Below are 14,484 nucleotides of genomic sequence, written 5' to 3'. Positions count from 1 at the left end.
GATTTATGAGCGGTTTCAGCGGTTTATGAGCGCTTTTTGGGATTTATGAGCGATTTCGCCGGTTTATGAGCGGTTTTTGAGATTTATGAGCGGTTTTCGCGATTTATGAGCGGTTTTCCAGTTTTATGAGCGATTCTCGAGATTTATGAGCGTTTTTTCGATTTTATGAGCGTTTCCACGAGTTTATGAACGTTTCCCGCGGTTTATGAGCACGCCCACGCGCCCGCCTACATCCCTATAAACAGCGGAATCCCCCGGCGCCCTCCCCTCCCCAAACAGAAAACGCTTCGCAGAGCGAAGCGCAGCAAGCTAATCTTGTTTTTACTCGGCGAGCGTATAAGCTGCCGCCTTCCGTGTCCCCATCTTGCGGAGGATCGGGTTCTGCAGCGCCCGCTTGGCGACGTGGCGGCACGTCAGCCCGGTGAATGTGCAGAAGTCCCGGTTGGTCAGCGTCTCCCCGGCCAGCATGAAATACTCCTCGATCGTCTGCGTGTACGGCGCGCGCGTTTCTTTTCCGCAATGCGTGCACCGCCATTTGCTGCCCGACGCCGCCAGCACGGCATCCGCCGTGCAGCTGCCGCAAAGCATCCCCTGTTTCAGATCCGCCGCAGCGATGCCGTAACGGGCGGCGAGCGGAAACGGATTGTATTCAAAGTGGCAAACGAGCAATTCATCCGCCAGCGCCCGGATTTCCGGCGCCGAAAGCACCGGCTGCCCGATCTGCAGCTCCCGGAAATACGACGGCGCTTCGTAATTGGATAAAACCGGCATGGACGGCGCCTCTTCGATGACGATTTCATTATTGTGCGCGAATGTGATCAGCCCCGTCACCGGCACCGCAATCCCCCGGGCGGCCAGCCAGCTCTCAAAGAAATGGATCTTCCTCTCAAGCTCCGCCGCCGGGCTGCGGAACACGGTCCGCGTGCCCGCCGGCGTCTCTTTCAGGAACTGGAGCGGACTGCCTTTGACGATGATCCGGTCCGCCACATTTTTCACTTCGCTGATGACGATCCGGTCGGGGGCGATGAAAACGGAGTCCATCTGGAACCGGACGCTGTCATGCAGGAGACTGAGATCGTTCAGAATCGCATGGGGGAAATCCGTCCGCACTTCCTGCATGCAGCGGTCGTACTCCTGCTCCCCGCCGTACCCTGCGCGATGGTTGTACAATTCTTCCTGGATGAATCGGTATTTCTCATGGGACGCCGGAAGCCTCCGGACCAGTGCGTGAAGACCTTTCAATTGTTTCGGCGGCTGACGTTTTTTATAGAGCATAGCTGACATCCTCTCTGTTTTCATCGAGTGTATCTGGTTTCCAACCAAAAGGGAATAGCTATCGCAAAGATCGCAATTTGCCCTGTTTTCAAGGGCCAAACTCGAAGTTTGGGATGAAAAAATGGTGAAAATGAAATCCACAGCGGGGCTTCGGCTCGCCGGAAGGTGCGTTCTGGAAACAATGGGCGATCCGGGAGTGTCATACACCCGACAGAAAATGCTTCGCAAGGCGAAGCACACAAGCAAGTCTTGGTTTTGACTTGTGGAAGGGCATGCTGCGCGGCGGACGTGGCCAGTGGGCGCTAGAGAGTACCGCGTACAGGGAGTTTGGCTGACGGTTATGAGCGCTTATCAGGATTTATGAGCGGTTGCTGCGAGTTTATGAGCGTTTACAGGGATTTATGAGCGATTTCACAAGTTTATGAGCGTTTTTCACGATTTATGAGCGTTTCCACGAGTTTATGAGCGTTTTCCGCGATTTATGAGCGTTTCCACGAGTTTATGAGCGTTTTTCATAATTTATGAGCATTCCTGTTTTGAACTTTTGAAGGGGTTGCACAAAAAAGAGCCCTCCTGGTATGATGCGGGGTGTCATGTTCCGTAGAAGAAATGACCCCTAATTGGATACCGAGGAGGACTCGACATGAATGATACACAAAACCAGAAAATCATGCAAGTGACAGAAAAGACATTAGTGGTCGGCATCGACATCGCCAAGAAGACCCACTACGCCTGTATGGTGGATGAACGGGGCCTTCTATTAAAAAAGCCATTCCCCGTCTTCCAATCCAGGCAAGGGTTTGAATTTCTCCGACAGGAGATTCAACGGGCGATGAAGGAGTTCGGTAAGACGGATGTGCTGGTAGGAGCGGAGCCGACAGGCCATTATGGCCTGGACCTCCGGCAGTTCCTCCACGAACGGAAAATCCCCTTCGTGGCTGTCCAGACCATCCACGTCAAGCGGTCCAAAGAGCTTGACGATAATCTCCAGACCAAGAATGACAAGAAAGACGCCATTGTGATCGCAAAGCTCATTAAGGACGGGCGGTACAACTATCCTCGCCACCTCCAGGACGTCGAAGCAGAACTCCGTGTAGGATCCACTCTTCGCAATCGCCTGGTGGAAGAGCGCTCGGCCTTGAAAAACAAGCTGATCCGTTGGACAGATATCTACTTTCCGGAATTCCGGCAGGTGTTTGGTTCATTCGGCAAAATGGCCTTGGCTGTTTTGGAATACACGCCCCTCCCTGTAGACTTTGACGGCAAATCTGTCGAAGACTTAAAGGCTCTCTACAGACAGTCAGATGGATTGCGGTCTGTCCAAATGGCGTCAGTGAAGAAACTGATTCCCCTTCTCGGCACGACGATCGGCGTGTCTGAGGGAACTATCATGGCCCGCTTGGAGATCCAGTCCCTGACCACCCGTTTCAAACAGATTGAGCGGGAGTTAGCCGTGTTGGAAAAGGAGCTGACGGAGATGGTTCAGGCAACTGATGAATACATGTACCTGAGCTCCATCCCGGGTATCGCGAATCCCACCATCATCGACTTACTGTCCGAAGTAGGCAGCTTCACCCACTATAAGCATCCACGCCAATTAGAAAAATTAGCGGGACTAATGCTTAGGGAAAGCTCATCAGGACAGCACAGGGGGGTTAAGCGGCTCTCCAAGCGTGGCAGAAGGCGTCTCCGAGCCATCTTATACCGCGTCGCACTGCCATTGGTTAAGCACAATCCAGCATTCCGTCAGTTGCATCTGTATTACACAACGCGTCAAGAGAATCCATTGAAGAAGAAAGAGTCGATGGTTGTCCTCTGCCGCAAGCTACTGCATGTCCTATTCGGCATCTGTAAGAGTCGTACAGCATTTGACCCGCAACGGATGATCCAAGATATACCCGCATTGGCCGAAGGCCTTTAAGCATCTCTTCTGACGAAAGACAACAACAGGATGACACGGAGAAGCAGGCAAGAAAAAACGATAGGACCACCGAGTCCCCTTATGAGCATAGCCAGCCTCCGCCTTATACTAGATCCGACGAAGGAATGTGAGCGCCTAGACGCCAAGAGACATGGGAGGGTACATCAGTATAAGGCAAGCGGAGATCCAGAGTGCATCGTATACAAAGCCCGCCGAGGTGGAAATTCTCTCCATCCCCGACAGCGCAGCGTACGACCATTCTTCAATATTTTCACTTTTATAAAAGGAACTGGATGTATTACTCTTGAAAAAAATTTTTTCTTCCCCAAATCATACCTTGAACCCTTGATACATCAATGTTTCAAGAGGGAGGGAGCGCTTTCACAAGTTTATGAGCGGTTCCCATGATTTATGATCACTTCCACAACTTCATGAGCTCCACCAACCACCTGGTATGTTTGACGGTCGTTCATCATAAGAATGGCTTGAGGGGGGTGAAGCGTGTGGCGGTGATTCAGACGAACAGCAAGCAGCTGGATCTGCTGGCGCGCCTGATGCGGGCGGAGGCGGAAGGCGAGGGCCAGCTCGGGATGCTGATGGTGGGGAATGTCGGCGTGAACCGGGTGCGGGCCAGCTGCCTCGACTTTACGGATATCCGCAATCTGGAGGATATGGTGTTCCAGCGTCCGGGAGGGTTCGAGGCGACGACGAAGGGCTATTTCTACCAGCGGGCCCGTGAGCAGGACCGGAAGCTTGCGAGACGTGCGGTGAATGGCGAGCGGTTCCATCCGGCGGAGCGGTCGCTCTGGTTCTTCATGCCGGCCGGGGATTGCCCGTCGCAGTGGTACGGCCAGTACAATACCGGGCGCTATAAGTCACACTGTTTCTTCTCGCCGACCGAGCAGGACTGCCCGACCATCTAACTTTGAAAGGATGACAATTTGGTACAGTATCAATGGTCACCATCTTACCCGCAACCGCAATACGGCTATCCGGCGCCGCAACAGCAGCAGCCGCAGCAACAGCAGATGGTTCCGCCGCAAGTGACGATCCCGAGCGGACGTCCGCCGGCGGGTGCGTTCCGGGAAGAATCGTACATTGAAAACATTTTGCGGCTCAACCGCGGGAAGGTCGGGACGTTCCATTTTTCGTTCGAGCACGCGACCGAAGCTGGCACGAATGTCAAAGCGGTCACCGGGATGGTGGAAGCGGCCGGCCGCGATCATGTGATTTTAAGCGAGCAGCGGACTGGAAAACGGTTCTTGTTCCCGATGATCTATTTCGACTATGCGGAGTTCAACGAAGAGCTCAATTACTTCCCGCAGCGGCCATGAAAAAACACCGGAAATCCTTGGCGGACCAAGGATTTCCGGTGTTTTTCGTTCACCGTCCGAATTTCACAGCGGCTACGATGAGCATGATCCAGCCGGCGATGAATGCAACGCCGCCGATCGGTGTGATGGCGCCGAGTACGCCGATGCCCGACAGGCTGAGTGCATACAGGCTTCCGGCAAAGATGATGATGCCGGCGAGGAACAGCCAGCCGGCCCACGTCAGCGCGTTCGACGGGCCGAACAGCGCCGGGCTCATGAGGATGCCGACCACAAGCAGTGCGGCGGCGTGGAACATCTGATAGTGGACCGCCTTTTCCCAGATGTCCAGATAATGGGCAGACAATTTGTCCGCGAGCGCGTGTGCGCCGAATGCGCCGAGCGCAACGGCAATAGCGCCGTTAACCGCCCCAGCGATGATGAAAAATGGCATGGTTTTCCCTGCTTTCTTAGTGGATGTCGGTTTATTTGGATTAAAAATCGAACAGCGATCCGCCGTTTGCGTCTTCCTCTTCCAGCAGCTTCCCTTCCATCGGGCTGCTGACGGGCACTGCCGGAACGGATGGTGCGGCAGCAGGCGGACGGATCACCGGTGATGGGCTGCCCGCTGCGTCTTTCGCGCCGAGGACGAGCCCGCACAGCGACTGCATCGCCGCGAGCGACTCCCGGATTTCCTGTTCGTCGGATGAATTCTTCGCTTTCGCCAGCTGTTTCTGGAGTTCATCCAGCACGTGGGCCACTGCGATCATCGGCCGCCGCCCCCTTTCTTCGGTTCGAACTTCATGCATTCCATGCCGGAAGAGCGCAGCACGACGGCGGACGGCAGCTCGCGCGTCTTGAAGCCGTACGCTTTGCAGGCGCGCGGGTGCTGCGGCTCCCATGTCACATAGAAGTTCCGGCATTCGAAACAATTGACTGCCATGATGGATACGCCCTCCTTCGGCTGATTATGTGTCGGTCTGGCACCAGTCGATCGGCTCCTCGCCCCATTGCTCGAGCCAGCCGTTCGTCTTCGAGAAAGGCTTCGAGCCGAAGAAGCCGCGGCTCGCACTGAGCGGACTCGGGTGTACGGATTCAATCGTAACATGCTTTGTCAAATCGATGAGCTTCTTCTTCTCCTGGGCCGGCTTCCCCCAGAGGATGAACACGAGCGGCTCGTCCCGGTCGGACAGCTTGCGGATGACCGCGTCCGTGAACTGCTCCCAGCCGTGTTTCCGGTGGGAATGTGCTTCGCCGTCGCGCACGGTGAGCACGGTGTTCAGCAGCAGGACGCCCTGCTCCGCCCAGCCTGTGAGCGAGCCGGCTGCCGGTTTCGCACAGCCGATGTCCGACTCGAGTTCCTTGAAGATGTTGCGCAGGCTCGGCGGCGTGCGGACGCCGTGCTGCACGGAGAAGCTGAGGCCGTGCGCCTGGCCGGATCCGTGATAGGGATCCTGACCGAGCAGGACGACTTTCACAGTTTCATAAGGGGTCTGCCGGAATGCATTCCAGATGTCATGCATGTCCGGATAGACGGCATGCTCAGCGTATTCCTTTTTCAGAAATCCGCGAAGTTCCTGGTAGAACGGCGCGTCGAATACATCTTCGAGCACCGGGTCCCAGCCGTTCTTGAAGGTCGGTTTCATGCAGCTCACTCCTTGAATTTGATGGTCACGTCATAGCCTGCGAATGAAAACATTTCGCGCAGCGTCTGTTCTGCATTGCGCTCCGCGGTTTCTAGCACGCCCTGCCCCGCGCTTTCTTCCCGGATCATCTTCTTCGCTTCATCCGCAAGGTCATAGGCTTCTTCGATGTCCGCTTTCTGGCGGAACGCCCCTTCATAGGAATAGACCTCCACCTGGTCGAAGAAGATTTCCGCACCGCCGAGGAATTCAGGTTTCGGCAGGGTCAGTTCCGCTGTCTTCGCGTCTTCGTTGATCGTGATATCCTTCTTGTCCACACTGGTGAAATCGACGCCGGCCTTAATGGCCCCCGGGATAACGACGAGCAGCTGGCGCTTCGTCCCGGGCAGGTTGAGCCCGATGCTCTGGCCGAACAGTTCGTTGTCCTGACGTTCGATAATCACTTTCGTATACGCTTCGGCTGTCGCCATTTCGTTCAGGTCCCGGATCTGTTCGAGGAACGACGTCTTCTGTTCCGTCGCCGTGCTCCCCTGCTTCAGCAGGTAGAAAGCGAGGAACGGCAGCGTGACGACGAGGAGCAGGACGGCGAGTGCGATCAGCAGGAACGACTTGCGCCAGAGCGAGAAAAAGACTCCGAGCAGCTGCCAGACGTTCCGGCGTTCTTTCCTCGTCCGTCCGCCGGCTTCTTCGACGGTGACGGCCTTTTCATCGTCGGATGCTTTCAGTTCCTTCAGCAGCCGCTCGACTTCCTGCAGTCTGCGGTCGTCGTCGGGCGGGGTGTTCGGTGGCATGGCAGTCTCCTCCTATCCTGTACGATTACGCATTTGGTATGTATGTTCTTCCCTGCGCCGTGGTATGATGGCGCCAAGGAGGGGATTGCGGTGTCGATGCGTGAAAAAGTGAAACATATAACGGCGGCTGTGAAGGACGGGGAATCGGTCCCCGAGTCTTCGAAACGCGCAGGGATGGCCGTGCTGTACGTGATTTTCGGTGCAGGGCTGTGCCTGCTGCTCGCCTTGACGGCCGGGCTCGTCCAAAGCGGCCATTATATAGGAAGCGCGGTCGTCCTGCTGGCTGCCGGAGGGCTCGGGTTCATCCTCCTGAACGTCATCCGCGCGTAGGCCGCACTGTTTGTGTTTGTGATTCTGTTTGAGTACACTTAAGTATACCCTATTCGTAAAGGAGTCCTCTACAAAATGACACTGAAAAAGACATTGACGATCGCCGGGTCGGACACTTCTGGCGGCGCCGGCATCCAGGCGGACCTGAAGACTTTCCAGGAGCTCGGCACGTACGGCATGACCGCCCTGACTGTCGTCGTGACGATGGATCCGGACAACAACTGGAGCCACAACGTCTATTCCCTGCCGATCGACATCGTCAAATCGCAGATCAAAACCGCCCTCTCGACAGGCATCGACGCTGTGAAGACAGGCATGCTCAGCACGGAGGAGATCATTCAGACCGCCGGGGAAGCGATCAGTGAATCTGGTACGGAACACGTCGTCATCGATCCGGTCATGGTCTGTAAAGGTGAGGATGAAGTGCTGAATCCGGGCACGGTCGGCGCCATGATCGAGTACTTGCTGCCGCGCGCGGAAGTCGTCACGCCGAATTTATTCGAAGCGGGCCAGCTCGCAGGCATGAAGACACCGGGCACGGTCGAGCAGATGAAGACCGTTGCGGAGAAGATCCATTCGCTCGGCGCGAAAAACGTCGTCATCAAAGGCGGCAAGCAGCTGCAGCATGACAAAGCCGCAGACTTGTTCTATGACGGCACGACCCACCTGCTGCTCGAATCCGAGAAGACGGACACGCATTACAACCACGGGGCCGGCTGCACATTCGCCGCCGCCATCACTGCGAACCTCGCGAACGGACAAGACACCCGGAGTGCGGTCGTCGAAGCGAAGAAATTCGTCGCCGCTGCGATTGCGAACGGCTGGAAGCTGAATGAGTATGTCGGTCCGGTCATGCACGGTGCAAAAAGCCGTTTCGGCGCGCCCGACGTGACAACAACTGAAGTATGATTGTGCTAAGCATTGAAGAGACCGCTCTTCAGTGCTTTTTTTCATCCGGAAACCGCAAAATCGCAATTCAATCCGGGAATCGATATAATTAACTGCAGCTTGGAAAACAGCTGGAGGAGGAATTTACATGGAACTTGCAGAAAAAGACCAGCTTCAGAAGCTGATCGATTCCTTTGCGGGCAAAGATGTCTATCTCCATCTGGAGACGACGAACGGCTCTTATGCTTCGCATTTTCAGGAAGGTTTCTTTAATGCGGGTGCGTTCATCCGCAATATTGTCGTGAATTATGAATTAGGGAAAGTCGCCGGGGACTCCCCCCACCGGATCGGCCTGAAACTGCCGTCGGGCTGGGTGTATGCTCAAGGGATCACCCATTATGAGCTGGACGAACACGGACGGCTGCTGATGGCCGGGCTCGGACCGGACGGCAAGCTCGCGGTCGCGCTCGAGATCAGCGAAACCCCGTTCACGTATTAAGTATACAGAAGGAGGAAGTTGACTGATGGAACAAGAACGTCATGTATTGGTCGTGTTCCCGCATCCGGACGACGAAGCATTCGGCGTATCGGGCACGATCGCAACGTATATTGAAATGGGCGTCCCGGTGACGTATGCCTGCCTGACGCTCGGTGAAATGGGCCGGAACCTCGGCAACCCGCCATTCGCGACACGCGAGACGCTGCCGGCGATCCGCAAGAAAGAACTGCAGGCGTCCGCGGATGCGATGGGTCTGACGGATCTGCGCATGATGGGTCTGCGGGACAAGACGGTCGAATTCGAGGACGATGAAAAAATGGTGAAGATGATTAAGGATCTGATCGACGATACGAATCCGTCGCTCATCATCACGTTCTACCCCGGTCTGTCCGTCCACCCCGACCACGAAGCGACAGCGCGCGCGGTCATCGAAACCGTCCGCCGCATGGATGCGTCCGAGCGTCCGAAAGTGTACACGATCGCGTTCGATAACGACACCGTCAACCAGATCGGCCACCCCGATGTGCATCATGACGTGTCAGGCGTCAACGAGAAGAAGCTCGGCGCCATGAATGCCCATGCCTCTCAGACTGTGTGGATGATGGCAGATATGCAAAAACGTCTGGACGCGAAGGACCCCGATGCGCTAAAATGGTTGAATACAGAACATTTCTACACTTATACATTTTAACTGCGGTAACCGCTTTCATTGGCGGATTGACCCGGAACGCCCGTTTATCGGGCTTTTCTCCGGGTATACATACAGGGCTTTGAAAAAAATAGTCGTTTACAAATCGATATTCATTCATTAATATGAATAAATATACATATTGTGCATTATTACTTACATAAGGAGCCTTCAAATGAGAAAAGCGTCATTATCGAATTGGTTATTGTTTTTAGTGCCGTCCATCATCGGAGTTCTGCTGTTCATGATTCCGATGAAGATCGGCGGGGATTGGAAGGTTCCGATCGCAGTACTGGCCGACTGGATGGCCGGTCTTGTCGAGCCTGCGATGCCGTTCGCGGCGATGGTGCTGATCATCGTGTCAGCGGTCGGTTCGGTCATCTATCTGTTCATCCCGGCAAAGGGGGATGGCAGACCGCCGTTCGTCCAGACGCTGTTCAAAGTGACGCCGTTCTGGACACTGACCCGCGTGGTCGGTGCGGTATTCGCGGTCATGGTGACATTCACGATCGGACCGGAGGCGGTCTGGAGTGAGAATACAGGCGGCATGCTGCTGTCACCGGACGGCCTCGTGTCGTTCCTGTATACGATCTTCCTGTTCGCGGGGCTGTTCCTGCCGCTGCTGCTGAACTTCGGGCTGCTCGAGTTCTTCGGGACGATGATGGTGAAAGTGATGCGCCCGCTGTTCAGACTGCCGGGCCGCTCGTCCATCGATGCCCTGACGTCCTGGGTCGGTGACGGGACGATCGGTGTCCTGCTGACGAGCAAGCAATACGAAGACGGGTTCTACACGAAGCGGGAAGCCGCTGTCGTCGCGACGACGTTCTCCATCGTGTCGATCACGTTCTCGCTCGTCATCATCCGGGAAGTCGGACTCGAATCATACTTTGTCCCATTCTATGCAACCGTCGCACTTGTCGGACTTGTGCTCGGCCTCATCATGCCGCGCATCTATCCGCTGTCACGGAAACCCGACGAGTTCATCGACGGGACACCGCAGACAGGCACAGAAGAAGAGATGCCGGAAGGGTATAACGTCGTCAGCCACGGGCTGGAAAACGCCTTGGCTACGGCAGATAAGAACCGTTCGGCCGGCCAGATGATCGGCGACGGGTTCCGCAACGTGCTCGACATGTGGATCGGTGTTGCGCCGATCGTCATGGCGTTCGGGACGATCGCGACGATGCTCGCCGAGTATACGAGCATCTTTACGATCCTCGGAAAGCCGTTCGTGCCGCTGCTCAACCTGCTCGGCGTGCCGGAAGCTGCTGAAGCCGGCTCGCTCATGGTCGTCGGGATCACCGACATGTTCCTGCCGGCGCTTCTTGCAAACGGCATGATCACGGATCCGATTACGCTGTTCACGGTCGCGACTGTGTCCGTCGTCCAGCTGATCTACTTATCCGAAGTCGGCGGCCTGATCTTGGGGACGAAGATTCCTGTAGGCATTTGGGACCTCGTCGTCATCTTCCTGCTCCGTACGATTATCGCCCTGCCGATCGTGGCAGGTGTCGCACATTTGCTGTTTTAACAGTTTGGCTCCCGGTCCGCCTGGCGGATCGGGGGTTTTTTGGTTGGGGGAAGTGCTTATTTGGCGCGGCTGGGGGATGGTTGGGGCATTTTTTGGGGTGCCGCGGGACTGGGCGGGGTGTGTGGCGCGGCGGGTTTATGAGCGGTTTCAGCGATTTATGAGCGGTTTCTGAGATTTATGAGCGGTTTCAGCGATTTATGAGCGGTTTTCCAGATTTATGAGCGATTTCCGAAGTTTATGAGCGCTCCCTTATCACTCCATACAAAAACGCCTCGCAGCGCGGGGCGTTTTTGCATCAGGCATTCACTTTTTCACGGATCTTTTCGAGCATGTCAGTGACCATGGCGTCCATGTCGTACGTTGCCTGGAAGCCCCATTCGGCTTCGGCCGCTGAACAGTCGAGGGAGTTCGGCCAGCTGTCGGCGATCGACTGGCGGACCGGGTCGACGTCGTAGGCGATCTCGAACGACGGGATATGTTTGCGGATGGCCGCTGCCAGTTCGGCAGGGTCGAAGCTCATCGCCGTCACGTTGAACGCGTTGCGGTGGATAAGATTGTCCGCGTCCGTCTCCATCAGGTCGACGATCGCCTGCAGCGCGTCGGGCATGTACATCATGTCCATGTAGGTGCCTTCGGCGATGAAGGACGTGTAATTCCCGTCTTCGACCGCTTTGTAGAAGATGTCGACCGCGTAATCGGTCGTGCCGCCGCCGGGCTGTGCGACGTAAGAGATCAGGCCCGGGAAGCGGACGCCGCGCGTGTCGACGCCGAATTTGTGGTAATAATAGTCACAGAGCAGTTCGCCCGAAACTTTGTTGATGCCGTACATCGTCGTCGGCCGCTGGAACGTATCCTGCGGTGTATGGTCTTTCGGCGTCGACGGGCCGAATGAGCCGATCGAACTCGGCGTGAAGAATTGGAGGTTCAGCGCGCGTGCAGTCTCGAGCGCGTTCACGAGGCCGCCCATGTTGAGGTTCCAGGCGAGCATCGGGTTCTCTTCCGCTCTCGCCGACAGCAGGGCTGCCATGTGCATGAGCGTGTCCGCGCCGAACTCTTTTGCAAGCGCAGTCATTTTGTCGCCGTCCGTGACATCGAGGATGGCGAACGGCCCGTCCATCTCCGTCTGCGGCTCCCGGATATCGGTTGCTAGAACATTATCCGTGCCGTATTCATTGCGTAGTTTGACGATCAGTTCCGAACCGATCTGACCGAGCGCTCCGGTCACCATGATTTTCTTCATCTGTCTGCCTCCTGCACCTGTTTGTATTTTTGGAGAGGACATACTTTCCCTCTATCTTGAAATAGCCACTTGTTATCAATAGAATTGATTATAAACTGTTCTTCTCATAAAAACAATCATGCGGATGGAATTCTGGATTGCTGTCTGAATTATATGATACAATACAGGTAACTGGAGGGTGTGTCTCTTGAAAGATAATCCATTTGCCGTGCGCGGTTTCGCAAAGTGGCTGGCGCTGTTCGCGGGCGGCGTCTTGCTGACGGTAGCGCTGCTATTCGCGAATATTCCGTTCTGGGCCGTGTTTGCAATCGTCCTCACCGTCTGGATCGTGGTGACGATGGGCTGGCCGCTGTATGTGCTTTACGTTACAAAAGATCGCCGGAAGATCGATGCGTTCCTGACGAAGAACCGCTCGAACCCCCTCTTCGCCTACGCCTACGCGGTCGGCCATGAAGCGGACGAAGCGGTCATCGGGGCGCTCGAGACGATTTTGCAGACGTACAAGCAGAAGAAAGTCCAGTCGGTGTATGCTGCGAATCTCGCGGTGTGGCAGCAGGACGCAGAAGCGCTCCACCGGCTCGCCGTCCACTTGCCGACAGCGGATTATGTGAACTACTATACGGCCGCCGCCGTGCTGTTGGAAGGCGACACAGAACGTGCCGAAACTCTCCAGAAGTCGATCCGGAAACCGTGGATGGCGCACGCGCTTGCCGCAAGTATCGCCAAGGAACACGGCGATCAGACCGCCTGCCGCCGGGAACAGGAACTTGCCGCAGCGCATGCACGCGGGATCCAGCATTACGTCCTCACGTCGATTTTTCAGCGGGACGACCGGTTTTCACCTACTATCCAATAGGAGGGATTGCAATGGATTACGTTGAAGACACAGTTGTCGAACTGCACGATGGCCAGCGGGGCATGATCGTGCTTGTACGGGCGAACGGCCGGACACAGTATGACATTGAACTCCCGAATGGCGAGATTACGACCGTTTACCATGATGAAGTGGCGCACCCTGTCGATATTCCGACGCGCTGATCATGTCCTATAAATTTCATCTGCAAGAAAAAAAGCTGCCGCGGCAACGTCCTGAGAGACGTTTACCGCAGCAGCTTTTCGTGTTATTGGATGACGCCGAGCTCTTTGCCGACTTTTTCGTAGATAGCGAGCGCGTCGTCGAGCATTTCCTTCGTATGGGCAGCGGTCGGCATGTTGCGCACGCGGCCGGTGCCTTTCGGGACAGTCGGGAAGACGATCGATTTTGCGTAGACGCCTTCTTCCGCGAGCCGTTTGGAGAACTGCTGGGTGAGCTTCTCCTCGCCGATGATGCACGGCGTGATCGGTGTTTCGGAGTTGCCGATGTTGAATCCGAGCTTTTTCAGGCCGGCTTTCAAGTAGTTACCGTTATCCCACAGCTTGTCGTGCAGTTCGGTGGATGCGCTGATTTTATCGAGCGCGCCCATGATCGCTGCGACGTCGCCCGGCGGTACAGCCGTCGAGAACAGGAACGGACGGGAACGTACTTTCAGCCAGTCGATCAGCTTCTGTGTACCGGCGACGTAGCCGCCGACGACACCGACCGCTTTTGACAAAGTGCCCATCTGCATATCGATTTCCTTTTCGAGACCGAAATGTTTGACGGTCCCCTTCCCTTTACCGGTGACGCCTGAGCCATGCGCGTCATCGACGTACGTGATCAAGTCGAATTCCTTCGCGACCTCGACGGCTCCCGGCAAGTTCGCAATATCGCCGTCCATCGAGAAGACGCCGTCCGTGATGTACATCACTTTGCCGTATAGGCCGGATTCCGTCGCTTCTTTCGCTTTCGCACGCAGATCGTCCATGTCCTGGTGCTTCACCCGGATGATCTTCGCTCCGGAGAGGCGGCAGCCGTCGATGATGGACGCGTGGTTGAGTTCATCGGAAAGGATGGCGTCGTTTTTGTTCATGACTGCGGAAATGGCCGCCATGTTGCAGTTGAAGCCCGATTGGAATGAAATCGCCGCTTCGGTGCCTTTGAATTCAGCGAGCTTCTTCTCGAGTTCGATGTGGATATCGAGCGTTCCGTTGATCGTCCGGACAGCGCCAGCACCTACACCGTATTTCTTGACTGCTTCGATGTTGAGCTTTTTCAGGTCTTCATCTGTCGCGAGACCTAAGTAGTTGTTGGATGAAAGATTGATAAGGTCTTTGCCTTTGATTTTGATGATCGGGCCGTTCGGGCCTTCGACAGGTTCGATTTCGTTGTACAGTCCCTGGTCTTTCAGCTCCTGCAGGTTTTCGTCTAGAAATTCGTTGAGTATGTGTGACAAACTGATCTCCCTTTCAGACACGTGATGCTCTTAGTGTAGCACAGTCCGGCCTGTAC

The 14,484-nt window shown here is 55.7% G+C and carries 18 protein-coding genes; 10 read left to right on the top strand and 8 right to left on the bottom strand.

Annotated elements, in window-relative coordinates; genetic code table 11:
- Positions 1–321: 321 nt before the first annotated feature.
- Positions 322–1,275: a nuclease-related domain-containing protein gene (locus NFU03_RS08030; protein ID WP_251637690.1), complete on the bottom strand. Its 954-nt coding sequence runs from the start codon at positions 1,273–1,275 to the stop codon at positions 322–324.
- Positions 1,276–1,918: 643 nt separating this feature from the next.
- Here NFU03_RS08030 and NFU03_RS08025 point away from each other — a divergent pair.
- The 3 genes from NFU03_RS08025 to gerQ all read left to right on the top strand — a co-directional run bounded on the left by NFU03_RS08025 (position 1,919) and on the right by gerQ (position 4,530).
- A complete protein-coding gene (locus tag NFU03_RS08025; protein ID WP_251637689.1) occupies positions 1,919–3,196 on the top strand; it encodes an IS110 family RNA-guided transposase in 1,278 nt (425 codons plus the stop codon).
- A gap of 503 nt (positions 3,197–3,699) precedes the next feature.
- Entirely contained in the window at positions 3,700–4,119 is a 420-nt protein-coding gene (locus NFU03_RS08020; RefSeq protein WP_251637688.1) for a cell wall hydrolase, read from the top strand.
- Between the two features lie 18 nt (positions 4,120–4,137).
- Entirely contained in the window at positions 4,138–4,530 is a 393-nt protein-coding gene (gerQ, locus tag NFU03_RS08015; protein ID WP_398290021.1) for a spore coat protein GerQ, read from the top strand.
- A gap of 49 nt (positions 4,531–4,579) precedes the next feature.
- Here the strand turns inward: gerQ and NFU03_RS08010 are convergent, their stop codons facing one another.
- Genes NFU03_RS08010 through NFU03_RS07990 form a run of 5 tightly spaced genes read right to left on the bottom strand, consistent with a single transcriptional unit; the run spans position 4,580 to position 6,940 of the window.
- Positions 4,580–4,960: a DUF423 domain-containing protein gene (locus tag NFU03_RS08010; RefSeq protein ID WP_251637687.1), complete on the bottom strand. Its 381-nt coding sequence runs from the start codon at positions 4,958–4,960 to the stop codon at positions 4,580–4,582.
- 40 nt (positions 4,961–5,000) lie between these two features.
- Entirely contained in the window at positions 5,001–5,276 is a 276-nt protein-coding gene (locus NFU03_RS08005) for a YwdI family protein (RefSeq protein ID WP_251637686.1), read from the bottom strand.
- Positions 5,273–5,449: a uracil-DNA glycosylase gene (locus tag NFU03_RS08000; RefSeq protein ID WP_251637685.1), complete on the bottom strand. Its 177-nt coding sequence runs from the start codon at positions 5,447–5,449 to the stop codon at positions 5,273–5,275. The genes NFU03_RS08005 and NFU03_RS08000 overlap by 4 nt, the downstream gene beginning before the upstream one ends.
- A gap of 25 nt (positions 5,450–5,474) precedes the next feature.
- The gene (locus NFU03_RS07995) at positions 5,475–6,152 is read right to left on the bottom strand and encodes a uracil-DNA glycosylase (protein WP_251637683.1); all 678 of its coding nucleotides are present in this window, start codon (positions 6,150–6,152) and stop codon (positions 5,475–5,477) included.
- Positions 6,153–6,157: 5 nt separating this feature from the next.
- Entirely contained in the window at positions 6,158–6,940 is a 783-nt protein-coding gene (locus tag NFU03_RS07990; RefSeq protein WP_251637681.1) for a DUF4230 domain-containing protein, read from the bottom strand.
- A gap of 90 nt (positions 6,941–7,030) precedes the next feature.
- Here NFU03_RS07990 and NFU03_RS07985 point away from each other — a divergent pair, with 90 nt between their 5' ends.
- The 5 genes from NFU03_RS07985 (at position 7,031) to NFU03_RS07965 (ending at position 10,876) form a co-directional block, all read left to right on the top strand.
- Positions 7,031–7,270, top strand: coding sequence for a hypothetical protein (locus tag NFU03_RS07985; protein ID WP_251637680.1), 240 nt, complete (start codon positions 7,031–7,033; stop codon positions 7,268–7,270).
- A gap of 75 nt (positions 7,271–7,345) precedes the next feature.
- Positions 7,346–8,179 carry a bifunctional hydroxymethylpyrimidine kinase/phosphomethylpyrimidine kinase gene (gene thiD, locus NFU03_RS07980; RefSeq protein WP_251637679.1) on the top strand — a complete coding sequence of 278 codons (834 nt, stop codon included), beginning with the start codon at positions 7,346–7,348 and terminating at the stop codon, positions 8,177–8,179.
- A 127-nt stretch (positions 8,180–8,306) separates the two neighbouring features.
- On the top strand, positions 8,307–8,657 hold the full coding sequence (locus tag NFU03_RS07975; RefSeq protein WP_251637678.1) for a YojF family protein: 351 nt from the start codon (positions 8,307–8,309) through the stop codon (positions 8,655–8,657).
- A 25-nt stretch (positions 8,658–8,682) separates the two neighbouring features.
- Positions 8,683–9,348, top strand: coding sequence for a bacillithiol biosynthesis deacetylase BshB2 (bshB2, locus tag NFU03_RS07970; RefSeq protein WP_251637677.1), 666 nt, complete (start codon positions 8,683–8,685; stop codon positions 9,346–9,348).
- A 172-nt stretch (positions 9,349–9,520) separates the two neighbouring features.
- On the top strand, positions 9,521–10,876 hold the full coding sequence (locus NFU03_RS07965) for a YjiH family protein (RefSeq protein WP_251637676.1): 1,356 nt from the start codon (positions 9,521–9,523) through the stop codon (positions 10,874–10,876).
- A gap of 295 nt (positions 10,877–11,171) precedes the next feature.
- On the opposite strand, the gene NFU03_RS07960 is transcribed toward NFU03_RS07965, so the two are convergent.
- Entirely contained in the window at positions 11,172–12,116 is a 945-nt protein-coding gene (locus NFU03_RS07960; protein WP_251637675.1) for an L-threonine 3-dehydrogenase, read from the bottom strand.
- Between the two features lie 187 nt (positions 12,117–12,303).
- Between NFU03_RS07960 and NFU03_RS07955 the strand changes: the two genes are divergently transcribed.
- Both NFU03_RS07955 and NFU03_RS07950 read left to right on the top strand, forming a co-directional pair.
- Positions 12,304–12,972 carry a hypothetical protein gene (locus tag NFU03_RS07955; protein WP_251637673.1) on the top strand — a complete coding sequence of 223 codons (669 nt, stop codon included), beginning with the start codon at positions 12,304–12,306 and terminating at the stop codon, positions 12,970–12,972.
- 11 nt (positions 12,973–12,983) lie between these two features.
- Entirely contained in the window at positions 12,984–13,154 is a 171-nt protein-coding gene (locus tag NFU03_RS07950) for a hypothetical protein (protein ID WP_251637671.1), read from the top strand.
- Positions 13,155–13,237: 83 nt separating this feature from the next.
- On the opposite strand, the gene NFU03_RS07945 is transcribed toward NFU03_RS07950, so the two are convergent.
- On the bottom strand, positions 13,238–14,428 hold the full coding sequence (locus NFU03_RS07945) for a glycine C-acetyltransferase (RefSeq protein ID WP_251637669.1): 1,191 nt from the start codon (positions 14,426–14,428) through the stop codon (positions 13,238–13,240).
- Between the last annotated feature and the right edge of the window lie 56 nt (positions 14,429–14,484).

The organism is Sporosarcina sp. NCCP-2716 (assembly GCF_023707985.1).
Classification (GTDB): Bacteria; Bacillota; Bacilli; order Bacillales_A; family Planococcaceae; genus Sporosarcina.
The sequence above is the reverse complement of the archived record's forward strand: the minus strand, read 5'-3'. Positions and strand labels throughout refer to the sequence as shown.

What these genes read in the sequence shown, in the direction of transcription:
- NFU03_RS08030 (WP_251637690.1), bottom strand. Translation starts at nt 1,275, where the DNA reads ATGCTCTATAAAAAACGTCAGCCGCCGAAACAATTGAAAGGTCTTCAC.
- NFU03_RS08025 (WP_251637689.1), top strand. Translation starts at nt 1,919, where the DNA reads ATGAATGATACACAAAACCAGAAAATCATGCAAGTGACAGAAAAGACA.
- NFU03_RS08010 (WP_251637687.1), bottom strand. Translation starts at nt 4,960, where the DNA reads ATGCCATTTTTCATCATCGCTGGGGCGGTTAACGGCGCTATTGCCGTT.
- NFU03_RS08005 (WP_251637686.1), bottom strand. Translation starts at nt 5,276, where the DNA reads ATGATCGCAGTGGCCCACGTGCTGGATGAACTCCAGAAACAGCTGGCG.
- NFU03_RS08000 (WP_251637685.1), bottom strand. Translation starts at nt 5,449, where the DNA reads ATGGCAGTCAATTGTTTCGAATGCCGGAACTTCTATGTGACATGGGAG.
- NFU03_RS07995 (WP_251637683.1), bottom strand. Translation starts at nt 6,152, where the DNA reads ATGAAACCGACCTTCAAGAACGGCTGGGACCCGGTGCTCGAAGATGTA.
- NFU03_RS07990 (WP_251637681.1), bottom strand. Translation starts at nt 6,940, where the DNA reads ATGCCACCGAACACCCCGCCCGACGACGACCGCAGACTGCAGGAAGTC.
- thiD (WP_251637679.1), top strand. Translation starts at nt 7,346, where the DNA reads ATGACACTGAAAAAGACATTGACGATCGCCGGGTCGGACACTTCTGGC.
- NFU03_RS07975 (WP_251637678.1), top strand. Translation starts at nt 8,307, where the DNA reads ATGGAACTTGCAGAAAAAGACCAGCTTCAGAAGCTGATCGATTCCTTT.
- bshB2 (WP_251637677.1), top strand. Translation starts at nt 8,683, where the DNA reads ATGGAACAAGAACGTCATGTATTGGTCGTGTTCCCGCATCCGGACGAC.
- NFU03_RS07965 (WP_251637676.1), top strand. Translation starts at nt 9,521, where the DNA reads ATGAGAAAAGCGTCATTATCGAATTGGTTATTGTTTTTAGTGCCGTCC.
- NFU03_RS07960 (WP_251637675.1), bottom strand. Translation starts at nt 12,116, where the DNA reads ATGAAGAAAATCATGGTGACCGGAGCGCTCGGTCAGATCGGTTCGGAA.
- NFU03_RS07950 (WP_251637671.1), top strand. Translation starts at nt 12,984, where the DNA reads ATGGATTACGTTGAAGACACAGTTGTCGAACTGCACGATGGCCAGCGG.